Consider the following 19,564-nt stretch of genomic DNA (forward strand, 5'->3'; position numbering starts at 1 on the left):
CTCGATCGAAGGCGTGGCAGGCAAATCGGTGCGGCGGCCGACTTGCAAAGCACCACGCTGGCACAGCACGGCCGATGCTGCGGCCGATGCTGCGTGTCGGGTCGCCGGCCCGGCCGCGCGTTGCCGCTTTGGTCAATGGCACTGCGCTCCGCCTCGCCGCCGGGGCCGGCGGTCGAGCAGTGGCCGGCGCTACTGGGGCCGGCACCGGCACTGCGATGGCTCTTGCCCGAACGACGTCGCATCTGCCGTCGAGGCCGCGCGGTCGGCCTGGGTGCGACCGTCGTAGCCCCAGTCCGTGCCCGGCACTTCCATGACCACGACGTAAGTGGCCAGCGGCAGATCCACGAAATATCGACGTAGCAACGTGGTCGCGGCCGCGACGAAAGCGCGTTTCTGTGCCGGCGTATTGGTACCGGCCGTGACGCGGACCTCGAGATGTGCCGCGCTTTGCGGCTCGCTCGCGCCGACGGTCCAAACACCGGCATGCGCGGTTTCGATCAGCACCGAAGTGAGTTCGTATCGCTTGCCGAGCAGGTCGGCGATCGACTGTGTCAATGCCTCGGCGACAAGGCGTCGGGTTTGCACGCTCGGTTCGTGCTGCAGCGTCAGTCTGGCGAAAGGCATCGTAGTGCTCCGAGAGAGGGAACGCCGATGTTATTTGAGAAAAACGAAGGTATGCTGCGGTTATGCTGCCCTGCAGTATTGAGTTTTTCTCATGCTTCCCGACATCCCATCTCCGCTGTTGCGCAGCTTCGTTGCGGTGATCGACTGCGGATCGCTTGCCGCTGCAGCGCGGCGCATCGCGCGTAGCGAGTCCGCGGTGAGCCTGCAGATCTCCCGCCTGGAAGGCATCCTGCAACGGCCTCTGTTCGACCGCGACGGCCGCGGGCTCAAGCTCAACCACGATGGTAGCCTGCTGCTGGTGCACGCGCGCGCCATCCTCGCGCGCATCGATGCCGCCCGCGCGGAGTTTGGCGCCGATACGGAGGCGCCGGTGGTTCGGCTTGGCGTCGTGCAGGACTTCGTGCACGCCGTGTTGCGACCGACGCTCGAGGACATACGGCGCGGCGCACCGGACGCCACGTTTGCAGTCGTCATCGGCAGCACGGCGGAATTGTTGCAGGCGATCAGCGAAGACCGGATCGACCTCGCGCTGTGCGCTGGCGAGCCGTTCGCCGGGCGGGTGGTCAAGCGGCTCCCGATGGCCTGGTTCGGTGTTCCGGCACTGGCCGCGGCCGACGTGGTTCCCCTGCTCAGCATCGCGCCGCCCTGCCCGTTCCTGCGTGCGGCGCAGGCATCGCTCGATGCCGCGGGACGGCCCTGGCGGGTGGCACTCACCACGCCGAGCCTTGACGGACTGCGCGCCGCGGTCGAGGCGGGCCTCGGGATCGCGTGCCGCACTGAACCGGGCCTGGGCCTGACACCCTTGGCGGAGACGGGCCTGCCGCCGTTGCCGGACATCGCGTATTCGATCGTGGAACGCGGCGCATCGAAGGGCGCACCCGGCCTTGCCGCGCAGCGCATGGCGGCACATCTGGAAGCGCTCGACGCGCACCCCGGCTGAGCCCCGACCGGCGGCGTACGAGAAGCCTTGCGTGCAAACGACAAGACCCCGCGACCGTCGAACCGCGAGCGATTCGACAGGCACGCGACGTTGTCCGACTACCGCACGGTCGATGCGGCTGAGCGGATACGATCGAGCGCTGGCGCTCGGCGAGCCAATCTGCCGACAGCAACGAAGCGGACCGACAAGACATAAGGGACAAGCGAGAACGTATGGAAACGCGAGACATGCCTCACCACGACACGACATTCGGCAAGGCTGTTCCCGTGCTTGCCTCGCTCGACATGCCACGCACGCTTGCGTTCTACCGCGACGTGCTCGGCTTTCAGACCCACTCGTTCGAGGACGCTTCATATGGCATCGCGACGCGCGGTGCAGTCGAGATCCACTTCTGGCGGTGCGGCGATCGCGTCATCGCGGAGAACACGTCGTGCTACATCCACGTCGCTGACATCGAGTCACTGCACGCCGAGCTGACAACGACTGTCGCCGATTTGCTGCCGGTGCGACGCACCCCCTGGGGGATGGCCGAGCTCTATGTGCACGACCCGGATGGCAACCTGATCAAGTTCGGGCAGGCGTTCGATGCAAACGACTCGCCAGCCACGCCAGCCGCTTCGTCGACCTGGAGCAAGCGATCGCCCAACGGGTCACGGCCGCGCCGCGCTTGCGCGGGACGGAACTCGGAGAGCGCGTCAGTGCCGCGCCCGGCAGCATCGCCGACGCGCGTCTAACGCGCGAGCGTCATGTCGCACGGTATCGGCACCGGTCACGGTCGCCGCGTCGACACCGCAGCCGCGCACGTCGCCCGAATGCCCGGATGCCCGAATGCCCGAATGCCCCAACGCCTGCACGTCTGGCCGCGTGCGGCCGCCGCTCACCTTATGCGCTGGTCCCGTATGCGCTGGCCCCGTATGCGCTGACCGTATGCGCCCCTCTCGCCCGCGCCCGCCGTGCGCCGCTAGCGCGCCGCGGTGATTCGTTGGCGTCGCTGCTCGAACAGGCATACCGCCGCCGCGGCTGCGACGTTCAGCGATTCGACGCCGTCGGTCTGCGGAATGAAGAGGTTCAGCGATGCCTTGTCGCGCCAGAACGGCGACACGCCGGCGCCCTCGTTGCCGAAGATCCAGGCCAGCGGCGGCCGCAGGTCGACTTCATGGAGCGGCTTCGACGACTGCAGTGTGGTCACCGTAATCGCGGCGCCGGCCAAGCCGGCCACGATCGCCTCGGGCGTGGTTTCGACCAACTCGGTCAGCGCGAAATGCGCGCCCATGCCGGCGCGCAGCACCTTGCTCGACCACGGATACGCGCAACCCGGCGTCAGCAACACTCTACGGACGCCCGCCGCAGCCGCGGTGCGCAATATCGCGCCGACGTTGCCGGCATCCTGGACCGCGTCGAGCACCACGACGTCGCCGATCGGCCCGGCTGTCAGCGGCCCGGCTGTCAGCGGCCCGGCTGTCAGCGGCCCGGCTGTCAGCGGCCCGGTTGTTAGCGGCCCGGCTGTCAGCGGCCCGGTTGTTAGCGGACTCGCAGTCAACGGTCCGTCTGCCAGCGGTCCCTGAGCCGCCGGCACCGGCACGATGGCGACGAGTGCCGTCGCTTCGCTGGCCGCGCTGATCTGCGCGAACAGCGACGGTTCGAAAGCAGTGATCTGCGCCCCGGCAGCGCGCCCGCGCGCAAGCAGTGCCGCTACCTCTCCGTCCGGCGGCACGGCAGACGACACCGCCCACTCGCCGGGGGCCCATTGCGCGTCCAGCAGTGCGCGTATCAGATGCGGCCCCTCCAGCCACGCGATGGCTTCGCTACGCTGCCGGCGCGTCGACTGCGCCAGCGCACGCAGCCGCTTGAAGAGCGGATTGGCTCGCGAAGTAACGACAGACTCGACGGGAGGACGCGCGGAAGAGGTAGGCATTGGCTCGGATGAACGGTTTGCGGCGGCTTACAGCGCCGAACAACGCTTCATGCCGCTTCAGGGTAACGCGCCGGGCGGTGCCAGCCCGCAGGTGGCGGCGCGTCGTTCAAAACAGCTTGCCGCTGAACGGGTCGCGCGGCACAACGTCGTGCATCGTTTCGAACCAGGCCGGGTCGAGCGGCGTCTGCACGCGTCGGGGTCCGCGTCCGGTCGGTCCGCACGGCTCGCCGAGCGCGCGGCGCACCGGTGCGAACGAGCGACGGTGATGGATGCAGGGCCCGTGCCGGTCCAACGCCGCCAGATGCTGCGCGGTGCCGTAGCCTGCATGCTGGCCGAACCCGTACACCGGGAACGCAGCGTCCAGCGCCAGCAGTTGCCGATCGCGGCTGACCTTGGCCAGGATCGACGCGGCGGAGATCGCCGGTACGCAGGCATCGCCGCCGATCACCGCTTCGCTCGCACACGGCAGCGTCGGGCAGCGATTGCCGTCCACCCGAACGAGGCCGGGGGCCATCGAAAGCCCGGCCACCGCACGCTGCATCGCAAGCATCGTCGCGTGCAGGATGTTGAGCGTGTCGATTTCCGCGACGGTGGCTTCGGCTATCGAGAAAGCGAGCGCGTTCGCGACGATTTCATCGAACAGCGCCTCGCGACGCCTTGCCGTCAACGCCTTCGAGTCATCGAGACCGGCAATCGGCCGGGCGGGATCGAGGATCACGGCGGCAGCCACCACCGGGCCCGCCAGCGGACCACGGCCGGCTTCATCGACACCGCAGCACAGCGTGTCGGGCGGGTCCGTCCACCGCCGCGCCGGGGGCTGGCGGCGCGCCTGAGCGGTCGAGGTGGAGGCCGAGGTCACGGCGCGCCGACGCGGCTGCCGCGCTGTCGGCCGGCCCGCGTCGGCGGACCGCTCAACGCCCGCCGCTTCCTCTGCCGTCCTATCCTGGAGGAAATCTCGCGCGTTCATCGCGCCTGCCCGCGCCGGCCTCGCGCCGTCTCGACCACCTCGGCAACGGCATCCGCGGCGCGGTGCGCGGTGCCCTGGCGCAGCGACTGATGGATTTCGGTGAAGATCGCCGTCAGCTCGCGTCGATTGACCTCATCGTTAAGCTGCGCCAGCGTGGCGTCGGCCAACGCCGACGGCGTCGCAAAATGCTGCAGGAGTTCGGGCACGACGAAACGGCCCGCGAGAATGTTCGGCAGCCCGACATACGGTAGATAGCCCTGCCGCCGCATGATCTGCCCGGTCAGCCAGGGCACCTTGTACGAGATGACCATTGGCTTCTTGAACAGTGCGGCCTCGAGCGTCGAGGTGCCGCTCTTGATCAGCATTGCGTCGCTGGCTTCGAGCACGCCGTGCGAATCGCCGACGATCACGTGCACCGACAACTGCGGATGCGTGGCGATCAACGGCGCCAGCAGGCTGGCCGCGGTCTCGTTCGCCGCCGCAAGCAGGAAACGCAAGCCAGGCTCGCGCTGCTGCATCAGCGCCATCGCTTCGAGGAACACCGGCGCGATGCGATGGATCTCGCCCTGCCGGCTGCCCGGCATCACGCCGATGCATGGCCCTGTCTCGGCAATCCCGAGACGGCGACGCGCGCCAGCGGTGTCGGGCACCATCGGAATGGCGTCAGCCAGCGGATGACCGACGAAGGTCGCCGCGATGCCAGCCCGATCGTAGATGTCTTTTTCGAACGGAAACAGGCACAGCATGTGATCGCTGGCGCGCGCGATCGTCTTGATCCTGCCGCCGCGCCATGCCCAGATCGACGGGCTCACGAAATGGACGGTCGGCACGCCGGCGGCGCGCAGCGCCTTCTCGACGCCGAAGTTGAAGTCCGGCGCGTCGATGCCGACAAAGGCGTCCGGCGGATCGGTCAGCAGCCACCGCACGAGTTGGCGGCGCAGTGCAAGAATGGCGGGCACATGGCGCAGCACTTCGACGTAGCCGTTGACGGCCAGCGTTTCGCTGGGCCAGCGTGCGTCGAAACCGGCTGCCACCATTCGCGGTCCGCCGATGCCGGCAATTTCAGCGGCAGGCAGGCGCGTGCGCAGGCCACCGAGCAGTGCCGCGCCGAGCAGATCGCCGGAGGCTTCGCCGGCCACCATCGCAAGACGCGGCGGGCCGTCCGGCACCGTGCCGGCAGGCGCGCGCGCTCGGGTCAGGACGGCGTTCGGCATCGCTCAGCGAATCAGGCCACGCTTGCTGCTTTCGGCGAAAGCGAGCAAGGCGGCGACGCTGTCCGTACCCGCGCCACCCTGCGCGACGGTCTCGCGCAGCGCCGCGAGCGCTTCTTCGAAGGCCAGGCCGCTCTTGTACAGCGTGCGGTACGCGGCGCGCACCGCGCCGATGCTCTCGGCGGAGAAACCGCGCCGGCGCAACCCTTCGACATTGACGCCGTGCGGGCTGGCCTTCTCGCCCGCCGCAATCACGAACGGCGGCAGATCCTGGACAAGCGCCGAGGCACCGCCGAGGAAACTGTGCGCGCCGATGCGCACGAACTGGTGCACGCCGGACATGCCGCCAAGGATCGCCCAGTCGCCGACCTGCACGTGCCCGGCGATCTGCGCATTGCTCGAGAACACCGTGTGGTTGCCCACCTGGCAGTCGTGCGCGATGTGCACGTAGGCCATGATCCAGTTGTCATCGCCGATGCGGGTCACGCCGCCGTCCTGCACGGTGCCCAAGTGAATCGTCGTGAATTCGCGGATCACGTTGCGCGCGCCGATTTCGAGACGCGTCGGCTCGCCGGCGTACTTCATGTCCTGTGGCACGCCGCCCAGGGCAGCGAAATGCCCGATCCGATTGCCCTCGCCGATCGACGTGTGGCCTTCGATGACCGTGTGCGAGCCGACCTGGCTGCCCGCACCGATCGACACATGCGGCCCGATCACCGCGAACGGGCCGATTTCCACCGTGGCGTCGATCTGGGCGGCCGGATCGACCACGGCGCTGGGATGAATGCGCGTCATGTCAGACCCCGGCGCTATCCGTCGTCTTGACCGCGCACATCAACGTCGCTTCGGCGGCAACGTTGCCGTCGACGCTGGCTTTCGCGGTGAATTTGAAGATGTCGCGCATGCGACGCTCGAACGTCACGTCCAGGATCAACTGATCGCCCGGCACCACCACGCGTTTGAAACGCGCCCCATCGATGCCCGCGTAGTAATACAGCGTGGTCGACGGATCGCGCGGCTCGTCCGCGAAGGTCAGCAGCGCGGCGGTCTGCGCCAGCGCTTCGAGAATCAGCACGCCCGGCATCACCGGACGTCCCGGGAAATGGCCGGTGAAGGCCGGCTCGTTGACCGTGACGTTCTTCAAGGCCCGGATCCGCTTGTGCGCTTCCAGTTCCAGCACGCGGTCGACCAGCAGGATCGGATAGCGGTGCGGCAGGAGCGAGAGGATCTGCTGGATGTCGAGCGTCGACGGCAGTTCTTTGTGTTCCATGTATTACTTTCCCGACAGATCGGCGACAGTGGCTTCGAGTTGTTTCAGGCGCTGGCGCATCGTGTCCAGATTACGCATGACGGCGGCGTTGCGGTTCCAGTCGGCGTTGGCGATCGCCGGGAACGCGCTGGTATAGACGCCCGGGCCCCGCAGCGATTTCGAGACGCCGGACTTGGCGGTCACCACTACGCGGTCGCCCAGGGTGACGTGGCCGGCGATGCCGACCGCGCCGCCGATCATGCAGTGCCGGCCGATGACCGAACTGCCGGCGATCCCGGCACAGGCCGCAATCACGGTGTGCGCACCGATGCGGCAGTTATGGGCAATCTGCACCAAATTGTCGATCTTCACGTCGTCCTCGACGACGGTATCGGCCATCGCGCCGCGATCGATCGTGGTGTTGGCGCCGATCTCAACGTCCTGCCCAAGCGTGACGCCGCCAACCTGCGGAATCTTGACCCACTGCCCGGTCGCTTCCGGATCGCTGTCGGACGAGAAGTCCGGCGCGAAGCCAAAGCCATCGGCGCCGATCACGGCGCCGGAATGAATGATGGTGCGGGCTCCGACGCGGCAGCCGTGATGGATCGTCGCGCGCGGATGAATCAGCACGTCCTCGCCAATCACCGCGCCGCGTCCGACGAACGCGTGTGCGCCGACCCGTGCGCGCGCCCCGATCGAGGCGCCCGCCTCGACGATCGCGAACGGGCCGATCGATGCAGTCTCGTCGACCGTCGCGCCCATTTCGACCAACGCGCGCGGATCGACGCCGGCACGCGGGCGCGGCTCGGCCGCGGCCACGAAGTGTTGCGCGACGCGCGCAAAACCGGCGTAGGGATTGTCGGTGACGATCCAGCTGCGGCCGGCGCTCGCGCCGCCCAGCGTATCGAGGTCCTGCTGGCGGATCAGCACGGCGCCGGCACTGCTGTCGGCGAGCTGATGCAGGTATTTGGGATTGGCCAGGAACGCGATGTGATCGGGTCCTGCACGGTCGAGCGGTGCGAGCGACGCGACCTCGCGCTCGGCGTCGCCCACCACCCGCCCGCCGACCAGCTCGGCGATGAGTGCGAGCTTGACCCCCATCAGTTCGACGACCCCGCGAGCGCCTTGATCACTTGATCGGTGATATCGACGCGCGGATTGACGTAGACGGCTTCCTGGAGGATCAGGTCGTACTTGTTCTGCTCGGCGATCGACTTGATCGCGCGGTTCGCGCGCTCCAGCACCGCAGCCAGTTCCTCGTTGCGGCGCTGGTTCAGGTCGGCCTGGAATTCACGCTGCCTGCGCTGGAAATCGCTGTCGAGTTGCGAAAGTTCGCGCTGCGTCTTCGCCCGGTCCGGGCTCTGCGGCGGCATCTTGTCGAGCCGGTCGGACAGCGCGCGCAGGCGCTGGCCCATGTCCTGCAGTTCCTTGTCGCGTTTCGAGAACTCCTGCTCGAGCTTCGATTGCGCGACCTTGGCGGGCGCCGACTCGCGCAGGATCCGATCCGAGTTGACCACCGCGATGCGCGTCGCATCCTGCGCGTGCGCGGCGGCCGCACCGGCCGCCAGCGTCAGCGCCATCAGCAACTGCCTGCCGGAATGAATGATTCGCTTGCTCAAGATACGTCTCTCCTGTCAGGTACGTCGTCGGCCGCTGTCGCGGCACGCCCGCATCAGAATGCCGTACCGATCTGGAACTGGAATTTCTGGTACTTGTCGTTTTCGTGCTTGACGAGCGGGAAGCCGAAGCTGATCTTCAGCGGGCCGATCGGCGAGATCCACGCCAGACCCAGACCGTAGCCATAGCGCAGGTCGCCCAGGTTGATGTTCTGCCCTTCGCCCCAGACGTTACCCGCGTCGAAGAACGTGAACACACGCAGCGTGCGGTCGTAACCGGTGCCTGGCAGCGGGAACGTCAGCTCGATGTTGCCGACCAGCAGCTTCGAACCGCCGATCGGGTCGCCGGTGGTCGAGTCGCGCGGACCGAGCGAACTGGTTTCGTAGCCGCGCACGGAACCGATACCGCCGGCGTAGTAGTTCTTGAAGATCGGGAACGGCTTGCCGCCGTAGGCCTTGCCGTAGCCGAACTGTCCGTTCAGGCCGAGCACGAAGCCACGCGCGAACGAGTAGTAGTACTGCTGCTGCAGGTCCAGCTTGTAGTACTCGCTGCCCGCCGGCGTACCGAATTCGGCATTGGCGCGCGAGTAGTAGCCCTTGCTCGGCACCAGCGCGCTGTCACGCGCGTCGCGCGACCAGCCCACGGTCAACGGGATCACGTTCGACACCGAGCCGGCCTGCGCGACATAGTTCTTGTACGACGCCGGCGTCGCGTCGTCGGTATTGATCCGGTACTGCGAGGCGCCGATACCGAAGTAGACGGTGTCCAGTTCCGAGAACGGCACGCCGAACTTCAGGTCCGCACCGACGTTCAGGATCCGGAAGTTGCTGTCGCTGGTCGAGTAATACAGCGGATAGTACGTGCGGTAGTACGCGCTGGTGATCCGGCTGATCCCGTCGATCGTGAAGTACGGGTCCGTCTGCGTGACTTCGAGGGTCCGGTAGGTCCGCGCGGTGTTGACGTTGACCGACAGGCTGGTGCCCGAACCGAACACGTTGTCCTGCGAAACGCCGGCCGACAGCACGACCTTGTCGCTCGACGAGAAGCCCGCGCCCAGCGTGATCGCGCCGGTCGGCTTCTCGGTGACCTTCACGTCGACGTCCACCTGGTCCGGCGTGCCCTCGACGGGCGTGGTCGTGACGTTGACGTCGGTGAAGTAGCCGAGCCGGTTGATCCGGTCCTGCGACAGCTTCAGGCGCGAGCTGTCGAACCAGGAGCTCTCGAACTGGCGCATTTCGCGACGCACGACTTCGTCGCGCGTCTTGGTGTTGCCGCTGATGTTGACGTGCCGGACGTAGACGCGCCGGCCGGTCTCGACGTTCATGACCAGGCCCACGGTGTGGTTCTGCTGGTCGATTTCCGGCTGCACGTTGACGGTGGCGAACGCATAGCCGTACTCGCCGAGCCGGTCCGTGATCGCCTTCGTCGACTCCGTCAGTTTCGCCGCGGAGAAACGCTCGCCCGCCTTGACCTTGACCAGCTTGCTCAGCTCGTCCTTCTTGTCCAGCAGTTCGCCGGTCAAGTCGACGGAGGTGACCGTGTACGGCTCGCCTTCGTGGACGCTGATCGTCAGATACATGTCCTTCTTGTCCGGCGAGATCGACACCTGCGTCGACTCGATGTTGAATTCGAGATAGCCGCGGTCCCGATAATAGGACACGATGCGCTCGAGGTCGCCGGTCAGCTTTTCCTTCGAATACAGGTCGTTCTTCGTGTACCAGGAGAACCAGTTCGGCGTGGACAACTGCATCTCGTCGCGCAGCGTGCTCGACTTGAATGCCTTGTTGCCGATGAAGTTCACCTGACGGATCTTCGCGCTCGGACCTTCGACCACCGAGAACAGCACCGAGACGCGGTTGCGGTCGACCGGCGTAACCGTCGTCGTCACCTCCGCCGCGTAGTAGCCGCGCGTGAGGTATTGACGCTTGAGCTCCTGCTCGGCCTTGTCGACCAGCGCCTTGTCGTAGTAGCGGCCCGTCGACAGACCGACCGCCCGCAGCGCCTTGGTCAGCGCTTCCTTGTCGAATTCGCGGATGCCGGAGAAGTCCACCGTTGCGATCGCCGGCCGCTCCTGAACGCGCACGATCACGACGTTGCCTTCGGCGGCGACGCGCACGTCGCTGAAGAAACCGGTGGCGAACAGCGCGCGGATCGCCTGCGACGCCTTTTCATCGGTGAAGGTGTCGCCCTTCTTGATCGGCAGATAGGAGAAGACCGTACCGGGTTCGATACGCTGCAGTCCCTCGATCCGGACATCGCTGACCGTGAACGGCGCGATGGCATGGGCGGCAACGCCGTGGAGAGCGAAGAGCGCCACGGTGGCAGCCTTCGGCACGAAACGATGAGGTTTGAACAACTTGCTTCCCCAATTCACTGGAAGGGTCTGTCGAGATGACTAAACAGCGCAAAACAGCGCAAAACGGCGCAAAGCAGCCAGCGCGCGCGGCCGTCGCGCTGCGCGGACCGTACATGCAAAAGGCCGCCGGCACGAACAGCCGCGAGCGGCTGCACAGTCGACGGCCACGAAACCACCGGTCACCCTACTGGCCGGCAACGAACGAAACGCCCAAAAAGGTCGGCGCTGGCGCGATCATGACCGGAAGACGCGCGTCAGATCGTTGAACAGCGCAATGGCCGACAGCGCAATGATGCACAGCAGGCCGAAGCGCTGCAGAAGGCCTTGCACGCGCTCCGATACGGCCCGGCCGGTCACAGCTTCGACCGCATAATATAACAAATGCCCCCCGTCCAAAACCGGAATCGGCAGTAGATTCAAGACGCCGATGCTGATGCTGACCAGCGCAATGAATGAAATGAAGGCGGCCAGACCGATCCGCGCACTCTGTCCAGCCTGGTCCGCGATGGTCACCGGACCACTCAGATTCTTCAACGAGGCCTGTCCCGTCAGCATGCGCCAGAAGATCTTCACGGAGAACACCGCGACGTCCAGCGTGCGCTGCGCGCCGAGCGCCAGCGCCCGCACCGGTCCGTAGCTGACCTTCACCTGGCGCAGGCGCTCGCCGATGCCGGCGCCAATCTGCACCACGCCGTCGGCGTTGGCATGCGGCGTCACGCTCAGGCGCACGGTCTTTCCGTCCCGCAAGACGTCGAGCGCCAGCGCGCGGCTGTCGGCGGCACGGACCGCGGCAACGAAGCGCGACGCGTCGGTTACCGCCTGGCCCTGCACCGCTAGCAAGCGGTCGCCGGCACGCAGGCCGCCCGCCGCGGCCGGACTGCCCGGCCGAATCTCGCCGATCTCGACCGCCAACGGCAGCGGCGCCAGACCGAGTGCGCGCAACGGGTCGGCGGCCGGATCGTCGGGCGCCGGCGCGTCCTTGCCCGCGTCCGTGGCGGCCAGCCGAAGCTGCCGGGTCAGCACCGCGCCGTCGCGGCGCACCTCGAGATCGAGCACGAGCGGCGCGCGCGCGCCGTCGCCCGCGCCCTGCCCGTCGGCGATCAGTCGCCAGCGCAGATCGGACCAGCCGCGGACGGCTTCGCGTTCGGCACCGGCGCCCGCGGCGACGATCTGGTCGCCCGCACGCAGGCCGGCCGCCGCCGCCGGGGTAGCGGCGTCCGGTTGCGCGAGCACCGGCGCCACGTCATTCACGCCGGCCATGTAGAGGCCCGAGAACAAGACAATGGCGAGCAGGAAGCTGGCCGCGGGGCCAGCCGCGACGATCGCAAAGCGGCGGCCGACGCTTTGCCGGTTGAAGGCCCGCGCGCGCGCCTGCGGCGAGAGCGGCCCCGTCTCGTCCCGCTCGTCGAGCATCTTCACATAGCCGCCGAACGGCAGCGAACCGAGGGTCCATTCCGTTCCGCTGCGGTCGCGCCAGCTATAAAAAGGTTTGCCGAGGCCCAGCGAGAAGCGCAACACACGCACGCCGCACAGGCGCGCGACGGAATAATGGCCGAACTCGTGGGCGACCACCAGAATGCCGATGGCAACGGCGAAGGCAGCAACGGCAATCAATAAGCTCATGGTCGACTCCAGTCCGGCCGAGGCGATGCTCGGCTTGTGCGCGCCGCGCTCGTCGCGCGCGCGACGGCCTGCCGCGTGACTATCAGGCAAGCGCCCCGTCGTGCCGCCTGGCCGCGGCTCGTCCTTGGCCAAGCGGCGCTGGCGTGGCGTCAGCCTGGCTTGCAAGCGGCCTGCGCGCTGCCCGCGAGCGGTTTGAGCGCGGTAGCGGCGCGCCTGCGTCGTGCCTCGCGTACAGCGTGCAGGTCGCGCTGCAAACCGGACCGCGCTGAGGCCCAAGGCCCAAGGCCCGCCCGCTACAGCCCTGCCGCGCCCGTGCCGGCTATGCCGCCTCAACCCGCCTGCAGTGCACCCGCGGCCAACGCCTCGTTCGCAAGACGGCGGGCCTCGTGGTCGGACGCCAGCACATCGTCCAGCCCGGCGAGTTCGACAATGCGCGCGCGCGCCATCGTCGACTCGACCACCTCGGCGATTGCCGTGAACCGCAATCGCCCTTCGAGGAACGCCTGCACCGCGACTTCGTTCGCCGCGTTCAGCACCGTGCTGGCGCTGCCGCCTGCCGACAGCGCTTCGAAGGCGAGACGCAGGCATGGAAAGCGGGCCAGATCGGCGCGCTCGAAATTCAGTTGGGCGACGGCGGCGAGATCGAGCGGCGCGACGCCGGCACCGACGCGGTCCGGATAGGCCAATGCGTGCGCGATCGGCGTGCGCATGTCGGGATTGCCCAACTGCGCGAGCACCGACCCGTCCGAGTAGCTGACCATCGAGTGGATCACGCTCTGCGGATGCAGCAGCACATCGATGCGTTCGCGCGGCAGCCCGAACAACCAGTGGGCCTCGATCACCTCGAGCCCCTTGTTCATCATGGTGGCCGAGTCGACCGAAATCTTGCGGCCCATCGACCAGTTCGGATGCGCGCAGGCTTCGTCGGGCGTGACGTCCGCCAGTGTCTCCAACGCACGCGTCCGGAACGGCCCGCCCGAGGCGGTCAGGATCAGCCGTTCGACGCCGCGACCATCGGCCCTGCCCTCGGGCAGGCACTGGAAGATCGCGTTGTGTTCGCTGTCGAGCGGCAGCAGGACCGCTCCGCTGCGCTGCACGGTCGCGATGAACAGCGCGCCGGACATCACCAGCGCTTCCTTGTTGGCCAGCAGGATGCGCTTACCGGCCCGGGCGGCCGCGAGCGCGCTGGACAGGCCAGCCGCGCCGACGATGGCCGCCACGACGGTGTCACAGCCGTCGGCGGCCGCTACTTCGTCCAGCGCGGCGGGGCCCCAACTTACCTCGGTCGGCAAGCCAGCGGCACGCAGATGGGCGCGCAGCGCCTCGGCGGCATCCGGCGAACCGACCACGGCAAGCTGCGGGCGGAAACGCTCGCACTGCTCGGCCAGCTTGCGCCAGTTGCGGTGCGCGGCGAGCGCGTATACCGAGAAACGCTCGGGATGCCGCCCGATCACGTCGAGCGTGCTGTCGCCGATCGAACCGGTCGAGCCAAGCAGTGTGATTCGTCTCATGAATAATCCGAAGCCGCGGCGGCGCCTCAGTGCACGAACAGCATCGCGATCGGCAGCACCGGCAACAGGGCATCGATGCGATCGAGCACCCCGCCATGCCCCGGCAGCAGCGCGCTGGAATCCTTCACGCCCGCCTGTCGCTTCAGCAGCGACTCGAACAAGTCGCCCAGCACGCTGAAAATGACCAGGACAGTGAGCGTCAGCAGCGCGACCGCGATGCCGCGCTGCGCGGCAAGCAGTTCATAGAAGGTCGGCGCGGCGGGATCGAACGGGTGCGCGACGATGGCAAGCAGCGCAACGACGATGGCCAGCAGCCAGCCACCGATCGCGCCTTCCCACGTCTTGCCAGGACTGATCGTCACCGCGAGCTTGCGGCGCCCGAAACGGCGACCGGCGAAGTAGGCCCCGATGTCGGCGAGCCACACCAGCAGCAGCAGCGACAGCACGAACGGCACGCCGTGCGCGCGGGCGGTAACGAGCGCATGCCAACAGGCATTGAACAGCACGATGCCAGCCAGCAGCAGGAACGCGCGCCAGCCTCCGGCGGCCAGCGTCGGCCGGCGCACGAACGCGAACGGCACGGCCAGCACCCAGAACAGCGCGGCAGCGCGATAGAGTCCGGGCGTGTCGAGCGGCAACGCACGCGCGCCGAGCAAGACCAGCACCGCGGTCAGCAATGCATAGCCGATCGCGAAATTGCCGCCGAACTTCAGCAAACGCGCCCACTCCCACGCGGCGAACACGACCACGAAGCCGATCAGGGCGCCGAACACGCCAAGCGGTGCGAAAAGCGTCACCGGCACGAATATCAGCAGCAGGACGATCGCGGTAAGCAGTCGGGCCTTCAGCATGGCAGCGCGTCCCGGCCGGTGGGTTGCAACTGAGCGCTGGTCCGGCCAAAACGTCGCTCGCGCCTACCGTACGACTGGCAGGCGGCATCGAGCGCCGCTTCGTCGAAATCCGGCCAGAGCAAATCGGTGAAATACAGCTCGGTGTAGGCGAGCTGCCAGAGCAGAAAGTTGCTGATGCGCTGTTCGCCGCCGGTGCGGATGAACAGATCGGGCTCCGGCGCGTCGGCCAGCGCCAGATGGCGCTCGAAGCTGCGCTCGTCGATCTCGCCGACCTGGCCGGATGCCGCGGCCGCCTCTGCGATCTTGCGGGTGGCCTGCAGGATGTCCCAGCGGCCGCCGTAGTTGGCGGCGATGGTCAGTGTCATCGCGCTGTTGTTCGCGGTCTTGGCCTCGGCGCGCCGCACCAGATCGCGAATGCGATCGTCGAAGCGGCTGAGGTCGCCGATGATGCGCAGGCGGATGTTGTTCGCGTGCATGCGGGCGACCTCGCGCTCGAGCACCATCACGAACAGACGCATCAGGAACGAGACCTCGTCCTGCGGCCGGCGCCAGTTTTCCGAACTGAACGCGAACAGCGTCAGGTGGGTGACGCCGCGCTTGACGCAGCCCTCGACGGTGGTACGCACCGCGTCGACACCGCGCGTGTGACCGGCGACGCGCGGCAGGCGCCGCTTCTGCGCCCAGCGGCCATTCCCGTCGAGAATGATCGCAATGTGCCGCGGCGTCTCGGACACGTCCGGCACATGGATCGTGGAACTGATATGAGTCATGAAACGCTGTCTCGGGACCGCTGCGCACCCGGCGGGGCGGTCGTTGGGGGCGACGCAAGCACCGGTTGCCAGGTGCCGCGCGTCAGTCGGACGAGGACGGCGGCTCGGCCCGCGTCATTGCGAGGCGGCGCGGCGCGCCCACCCGCCGACACGCCGGCTCAAACAGTCATGATCTCGGCTTCCTTGGTCTGGAACAGCTTGTCGATTTCGGCGACATAGCGGTCCGTCAGCTTCTGGATCTCGTCTGCCGAGCGGCGCTCCTCGTCTTCCGAGGCCAGCTTGTCCTTGACCAGCTTCTTGACCTGCTCGTTCGCGTCGCGGCGCAGATTGCGCACGGCGATCTTCGCGTTTTCCGCTTCGTTCTTCACGACCTTGACCAGTTCGCGGCGACGCTCCTCGGTCAGCGCGGGCATCGGCACGCGGATCTGCTCGCCCTGCGTCGACGGGTTCAGGCCCAGATCCGAATCGCGGATCGCCTTCTCGACGGCCGACACCATCTTCTTTTCCCAGGGCTGGACGCCGATCGTGCGCGCGTCGATCAGCGTCAGGTTGGCCACCTGCGAGATCGGCACCATCGAGCCGTAGTAGTCGACCTGGATGTGGTCGAGCAGGCCGGTGTGTGCACGGCCCGTGCGAACCTTCGCGAGATCGCCTTTGAACGACTCGATCGACCGCTGCATCTTCTGCTCGGCGTTCTTCTTGATATCTGCGATTGTCATAACTTTTTCCTAGCCAGTTTCGGGAGCGGCGCCGCCGGACCGGGACGCCCGGCGTGGCGAGCTGCTTAGACGTGGACCAGCGTGCCCTCGTCCTCACCCATCACGATGCGCTTCAGCGCACCTTGCTTGACGATGGAGAACACCTTGATCGGCAGTTTCTGGTCGCGACACAGTGCAAAGGCGGTGGCGTCCATCACCTGCAGGTTGCGCCCGATCGCCTCGTCGAAGCTGATCGTCGCATATCGCGTCGCGTTCGGGTCCTTTTTCGGATCGGCCGAGTACACGCCGTCGACCTTGGTCGCCTTGAGCACGATTTCGGCACCGATCTCCGCGCCGCGCAGCGCAGCGGCGGTGTCGGTCGTGAAGAACGGATTGCCGGTGCCGGCCGCGAAGATCACGACCCGCCCTTCTTCGAGCTGGCGGATCGCGCGCGGACGGATATACGGCTCGACCACCTGGTCCATGCGCAGCGCGGACTGGACGCGCGCCGTGAGGCCGACGTGGCGCATCGCATCCTGCAGCGCGAGCGCGTTCATCATCGTCGCGAGCATGCCCATGTAATCGGCGGTCGCCCGGTCCATGCCGGCGGCACCGCCAGCCACGCCGCGGAAGATATTGCCGCCGCCGATCACCACCGCCACCTGCGTGCCCATCGCGACGATTTCCGCGATGTCGCGGACCATGCCTTCGATCGTGCCGCGGTTGATCCCGTACGCATCCTCTCCCATCAACGCTTCGCCGGACAATTTCAACAGAACGCGTTTGTAGGCAGGGGTCATGGACGATTTACTCAGCGGATGAAATTCTTGTGGGTTGCGGCTTGCTACGTTAGCACAGTCGGGCGCGAACGGAGTCGCAAAGACGGCGCCGGACGGGTGCGACCCAGCCGGTCGATCCGGCCGCGACCGGACCGACAGGTCAGCATCGGCATCACTGCGTCCGACCGATCGAACACGGTTGGCACAACCGCGTCGAGCGCGAAGCGGGACGGCAGGCGCCGTCGCCGCTGCGTGGGTTTCGGATCGGCGCCGCCTGGCCGGCGCGCCGATCCGCTCCATCAGCCCTGCTTCGAGGCAGCGGCGACCTGCGCGGCCACTTCGGCGGCGAAGTCGTCCTGGCGCTTCTCGATACCTTCGCCGACGATGTACAGCGTGAACGACTCGACCGAGGCGTTGGCCGCCTTCAGCATCTGTTCCACCGTCTGCTTGTCGTTACGCACGAACGACTGGTTCAGCAGCGACACTTCCTTCAGATACTTCTGCACGCTGCCCTCAACCATCTTCGCGACGATCTCGGCCGGCTTGCCCGACTCGGCGGCCTTCTGCTCGGCCACGCTGCGTTCCTTCGCGATCAGTTCGGCCGGCACATCGCTCGACGAAACCGACACCGGCTTCATCGCGGCAATGTGCATCGCGACGTCCTTGCCGGTTTCCGGCGTACCGCCGCTGAACTCGACCAGCACGCCGATGCGGGTGCCGTGGACGTAGGCGGCCAATTGCTTGTCGGTCGCGACACGCTTGAAGCGGCGCAGCGTCAGGTTTTCACCGATCTTGCCGACCAGCGCCGCGCGCACCGATTCCACCGTACCCGACTCCATCGGCAGCGCCAGCGCGGCAGCCGGATCGGCCGGGTTCTTCTCGGCAATCAGTTCGGCGACGGCGCGAGCGAAGGCCAGGAAGTCGTCGTTCTTGGCGACGAAGTCGGTTTCGCAGTTCAACTCAGCCAGCACGCCGACGCCATTGGCGATGTGCGCGACGACGATACCTTCCGCCGTCACGCGCGAAGCGGCCTTCGACGCCTTGCTGCCGAGCTTCACGCGCAGCAATTCCTCGGCACGGGCCATGTCGCCTTCGGCTTCGGTCAGGGCCTTCTTGCACTCCATCATCGGCGCGTCGGTCTTAGCGCGCAGTTCTGCCACCATGCTCGCGGTAATTGCCGCCATGATCTACTCCTTGTCTGGTTTGACTCTGTCTGTCTGGACCTGCTCGATTGCCGCGCCGGGCGCGCTGGCTGTAAAAAAGGGGCCTGGAAGCAGCCCCTTTTTATATCGCGTCGTGCTCGCGCCCGACCCGAGCGATCAGGCCTGCTCGTTCACTTCAACGAATTCGTCGCCGTCTTCGCTGGCGCGGATCGCTTCGACCACTTCCTGGGTCGCCGCGTCACGGCCTTCGATGATCGCGTCGGCAACCGCGTTGGCGTACAGCTCGACTGCGTTCCGCGAGTCGTCGTTGCCCGGGATCACGTATTCCAGATCGTCCGGCGAGTGGTTGGTATCGACCACGGCCACGACCGGCACGCCCAGCTTGCGAGCTTCGGCGATCGCGTTCTTGTGGTAGCCGACGTCGACCACGAAGATCGCGTCCGGAATGCCGCCCATGTCCTTCACGCCGCCAATCGCCTTCTCGAGCTTGTCGCGCTCGCGTTCGAACAGCAGGGCTTCCTTCTTGGTCATCTTCTCGAGCTCGCCTGCCTCGACCGCTGCGTCCATGTCCTTCAGGCGCTTGATCGACGACTTGAGCGTCTTGAAGTTGGTGAGCATGCCGCCCAGCCAACGGCTGTCGACATACGGCATGCCGGCGCGGCGGGCCGCGTCGGAAATCATCTCGCGCGCCTGGCGCTTGGTGCCGACGAACAGGATCGTGCCGCGATTGGCCGACAGCTGACGCACATACTTCAGTGCGTCGTTCAACATCGGCATCGTCTTGTCGAGGTTGATGATGTGAATCTTGTTGCGCGAACCGAAGATGAACGGTGCCATCTTGGGGTTCCAGAAGCGGGTCTGGTGACCAAAGTGGACGCCCGCTTCGAGCATCTGGCGCATCGTGACTGCCATGAGTCCTTCTCCAAAGGGTTGGGTCTTAAGCCGCCCGCGACATCGTCCGTGCTGTTACGGACGACACCCTGGGTGCGGCGGCTCGCGATTTCCTGACTATTTTCTGAGTGATACCAGATAGCTTCCGAGCGTTCGGCGAACCGATCTGGCAATGCCCGCGATCCGGCAATGCCCGCTTGTCGCGGCATCGACACGTGGTCGATGCCTGCAGCAGGCGCTCGGGTGCAACGGAAGCTAGCCCGAGAGTATAGCATCGACGCCGCAGAATTGCATGCGTTTCGACAGGCTGGCACGCTGGCGCCGCACCGTTGGAGGGCGGCCAACGAGCGCGGCCGATGGCGGCGGGCGGCGCCCGGATGCAGCGGCAGGTGGCCGGAG

General features: G+C 66.9%; 19 protein-coding genes. 2 read left to right on the forward strand and 17 right to left on the reverse strand.

The features are described 5' to 3' along the window. Positions 1 to 189: 189 nt before the first annotated feature. Positions 190 to 624 carry a tautomerase family protein gene (locus tag BLU54_RS06010; protein ID WP_139169517.1) on the reverse strand — a complete coding sequence of 145 codons (435 nt, stop codon included), beginning with the start codon at positions 622 to 624 and terminating at the stop codon, positions 190 to 192. 91 nt (positions 625 to 715) lie between these two features. Here BLU54_RS06010 and BLU54_RS06015 point away from each other — a divergent pair, with 91 nt between their 5' ends. Both BLU54_RS06015 and BLU54_RS06020 read left to right on the forward strand, forming a co-directional pair. After that, positions 716 to 1,564, forward strand: a complete 849-nt coding sequence (locus BLU54_RS06015; protein ID WP_091906082.1) for a LysR family transcriptional regulator — start codon at positions 716 to 718, stop codon at positions 1,562 to 1,564. Positions 1,565 to 1,776: 212 nt separating this feature from the next. Further along, on the forward strand, positions 1,777 to 2,298 hold the full coding sequence (locus tag BLU54_RS06020) for a bleomycin resistance protein (RefSeq protein WP_328586105.1): 522 nt from the start codon (positions 1,777 to 1,779) through the stop codon (positions 2,296 to 2,298). Positions 2,299 to 2,525: 227 nt separating this feature from the next. Here BLU54_RS06020 and BLU54_RS06025 read toward each other — a convergent pair whose 3' ends face one another. The 16 genes from BLU54_RS06025 to rpsB all read right to left on the reverse strand — a co-directional run bounded on the left by BLU54_RS06025 (position 2,526) and on the right by rpsB (position 19,186). Beyond that, on the reverse strand, positions 2,526 to 3,479 hold the full coding sequence (locus BLU54_RS06025) for a TrmH family RNA methyltransferase (RefSeq protein WP_235837813.1): 954 nt from the start codon (positions 3,477 to 3,479) through the stop codon (positions 2,526 to 2,528). Positions 3,480 to 3,585: 106 nt separating this feature from the next. Further along, on the reverse strand, positions 3,586 to 4,338 hold the full coding sequence (rnhB, locus tag BLU54_RS06030; RefSeq protein ID WP_235837814.1) for a ribonuclease HII: 753 nt from the start codon (positions 4,336 to 4,338) through the stop codon (positions 3,586 to 3,588). 104 nt (positions 4,339 to 4,442) lie between these two features. Beyond that, positions 4,443 to 5,660, reverse strand: a complete 1,218-nt coding sequence (gene lpxB, locus BLU54_RS06035) for a lipid-A-disaccharide synthase (RefSeq protein WP_091906086.1) — start codon at positions 5,658 to 5,660, stop codon at positions 4,443 to 4,445. Positions 5,661 to 5,663: 3 nt separating this feature from the next. Further along, positions 5,664 to 6,452, reverse strand: coding sequence for an acyl-ACP--UDP-N-acetylglucosamine O-acyltransferase (lpxA, locus tag BLU54_RS06040; protein ID WP_091906088.1), 789 nt, complete (start codon positions 6,450 to 6,452; stop codon positions 5,664 to 5,666). Position 6,453: 1 nt separating this feature from the next. Further along, the gene (gene fabZ, locus BLU54_RS06045) at positions 6,454 to 6,927 is read right to left on the reverse strand and encodes a 3-hydroxyacyl-ACP dehydratase FabZ (RefSeq protein ID WP_091906090.1); all 474 of its coding nucleotides are present in this window, start codon (positions 6,925 to 6,927) and stop codon (positions 6,454 to 6,456) included. A 3-nt stretch (positions 6,928 to 6,930) separates the two neighbouring features. After that, a complete protein-coding gene (gene lpxD, locus BLU54_RS06050) occupies positions 6,931 to 8,007 on the reverse strand; it encodes a UDP-3-O-(3-hydroxymyristoyl)glucosamine N-acyltransferase (RefSeq protein WP_091906093.1) in 1,077 nt (358 codons plus the stop codon). Further along, positions 8,007 to 8,486, reverse strand: a complete 480-nt coding sequence (locus BLU54_RS06055; RefSeq protein ID WP_091906095.1) for an OmpH/Skp family outer membrane protein — start codon at positions 8,484 to 8,486, stop codon at positions 8,007 to 8,009. Before BLU54_RS06055 ends, lpxD begins: the two co-directional genes overlap by 1 nt. 92 nt (positions 8,487 to 8,578) lie before the next feature. Then, positions 8,579 to 10,879, reverse strand: a complete 2,301-nt coding sequence (gene bamA, locus BLU54_RS06060; RefSeq protein WP_091906629.1) for an outer membrane protein assembly factor BamA — start codon at positions 10,877 to 10,879, stop codon at positions 8,579 to 8,581. Between the two features lie 234 nt (positions 10,880 to 11,113). Beyond that, entirely contained in the window at positions 11,114 to 12,502 is a 1,389-nt protein-coding gene (rseP, locus tag BLU54_RS06065) for an RIP metalloprotease RseP (protein WP_091906633.1), read from the reverse strand. A 329-nt stretch (positions 12,503 to 12,831) separates the two neighbouring features. After that, positions 12,832 to 14,013 carry a 1-deoxy-D-xylulose-5-phosphate reductoisomerase gene (gene ispC, locus BLU54_RS06070; RefSeq protein WP_091906097.1) on the reverse strand — a complete coding sequence of 394 codons (1,182 nt, stop codon included), beginning with the start codon at positions 14,011 to 14,013 and terminating at the stop codon, positions 12,832 to 12,834. Between the two features lie 26 nt (positions 14,014 to 14,039). Next, positions 14,040 to 14,864, reverse strand: coding sequence for a phosphatidate cytidylyltransferase (locus tag BLU54_RS06075; protein ID WP_091906099.1), 825 nt, complete (start codon positions 14,862 to 14,864; stop codon positions 14,040 to 14,042). Further along, entirely contained in the window at positions 14,858 to 15,634 is a 777-nt protein-coding gene (gene uppS / locus BLU54_RS06080) for a polyprenyl diphosphate synthase (RefSeq protein ID WP_091906101.1), read from the reverse strand. The genes BLU54_RS06075 and uppS overlap by 7 nt, the downstream gene beginning before the upstream one ends. Before the next feature lie 158 nt (positions 15,635 to 15,792). Continuing rightward, entirely contained in the window at positions 15,793 to 16,353 is a 561-nt protein-coding gene (frr, locus tag BLU54_RS06085; protein WP_091906103.1) for a ribosome recycling factor, read from the reverse strand. A gap of 65 nt (positions 16,354 to 16,418) precedes the next feature. Next, positions 16,419 to 17,132: a UMP kinase gene (pyrH, locus tag BLU54_RS06090; RefSeq protein ID WP_091906105.1), complete on the reverse strand. Its 714-nt coding sequence runs from the start codon at positions 17,130 to 17,132 to the stop codon at positions 16,419 to 16,421. Positions 17,133 to 17,410: 278 nt separating this feature from the next. Continuing rightward, a complete protein-coding gene (gene tsf / locus BLU54_RS06095) occupies positions 17,411 to 18,295 on the reverse strand; it encodes a translation elongation factor Ts (protein WP_091906107.1) in 885 nt (294 codons plus the stop codon). 135 nt (positions 18,296 to 18,430) lie between these two features. Next, positions 18,431 to 19,186 (reverse strand): 30S ribosomal protein S2, encoded by a 756-nt coding sequence (rpsB, locus tag BLU54_RS06100; protein ID WP_091906109.1) that lies wholly within the window; start codon positions 19,184 to 19,186, stop codon positions 18,431 to 18,433. Positions 19,187 to 19,564: the final 378 nt, after the last annotated feature.

This window comes from Chitinasiproducens palmae, from assembly GCF_900095735.1.
Classification (GTDB): Bacteria; Pseudomonadota; Gammaproteobacteria; order Burkholderiales; family Burkholderiaceae; genus Chitinasiproducens; species Chitinasiproducens palmae.

Coding starts and splice junctions, on each gene's coding strand:
- BLU54_RS06010 (WP_139169517.1), bottom strand. CDS start 624: ATGCCTTTCGCCAGACTGACGCTGCAGCACGAACCGAGCGTGCAAACC.
- BLU54_RS06015 (WP_091906082.1), top strand. CDS start 716: ATGCTTCCCGACATCCCATCTCCGCTGTTGCGCAGCTTCGTTGCGGTG.
- BLU54_RS06020 (WP_328586105.1), top strand. CDS start 1,777: ATGGAAACGCGAGACATGCCTCACCACGACACGACATTCGGCAAGGCT.
- BLU54_RS06025 (WP_235837813.1), bottom strand. CDS start 3,479: ATGCCTACCTCTTCCGCGCGTCCTCCCGTCGAGTCTGTCGTTACTTCG.
- lpxB (WP_091906086.1), bottom strand. CDS start 5,660: ATGCCGAACGCCGTCCTGACCCGAGCGCGCGCGCCTGCCGGCACGGTG.
- lpxA (WP_091906088.1), bottom strand. CDS start 6,452: ATGACGCGCATTCATCCCAGCGCCGTGGTCGATCCGGCCGCCCAGATC.
- fabZ (WP_091906090.1), bottom strand. CDS start 6,927: ATGGAACACAAAGAACTGCCGTCGACGCTCGACATCCAGCAGATCCTC.
- lpxD (WP_091906093.1), bottom strand. CDS start 8,007: ATGGGGGTCAAGCTCGCACTCATCGCCGAGCTGGTCGGCGGGCGGGTG.
- BLU54_RS06055 (WP_091906095.1), bottom strand. CDS start 8,486: ATGGCGCTGACGCTGGCGGCCGGTGCGGCCGCCGCGCACGCGCAGGAT.
- rseP (WP_091906633.1), bottom strand. CDS start 12,502: ATGAGCTTATTGATTGCCGTTGCTGCCTTCGCCGTTGCCATCGGCATT.
- ispC (WP_091906097.1), bottom strand. CDS start 14,013: ATGAGACGAATCACACTGCTTGGCTCGACCGGTTCGATCGGCGACAGC.
- BLU54_RS06075 (WP_091906099.1), bottom strand. CDS start 14,864: ATGCTGAAGGCCCGACTGCTTACCGCGATCGTCCTGCTGCTGATATTC.
- uppS (WP_091906101.1), bottom strand. CDS start 15,634: ATGACTCATATCAGTTCCACGATCCATGTGCCGGACGTGTCCGAGACG.
- frr (WP_091906103.1), bottom strand. CDS start 16,353: ATGACAATCGCAGATATCAAGAAGAACGCCGAGCAGAAGATGCAGCGG.
- pyrH (WP_091906105.1), bottom strand. CDS start 17,132: ATGACCCCTGCCTACAAACGCGTTCTGTTGAAATTGTCCGGCGAAGCG.
- tsf (WP_091906107.1), bottom strand. CDS start 18,295: ATGGCGGCAATTACCGCGAGCATGGTGGCAGAACTGCGCGCTAAGACC.
- rpsB (WP_091906109.1), bottom strand. CDS start 19,186: ATGGCAGTCACGATGCGCCAGATGCTCGAAGCGGGCGTCCACTTTGGT.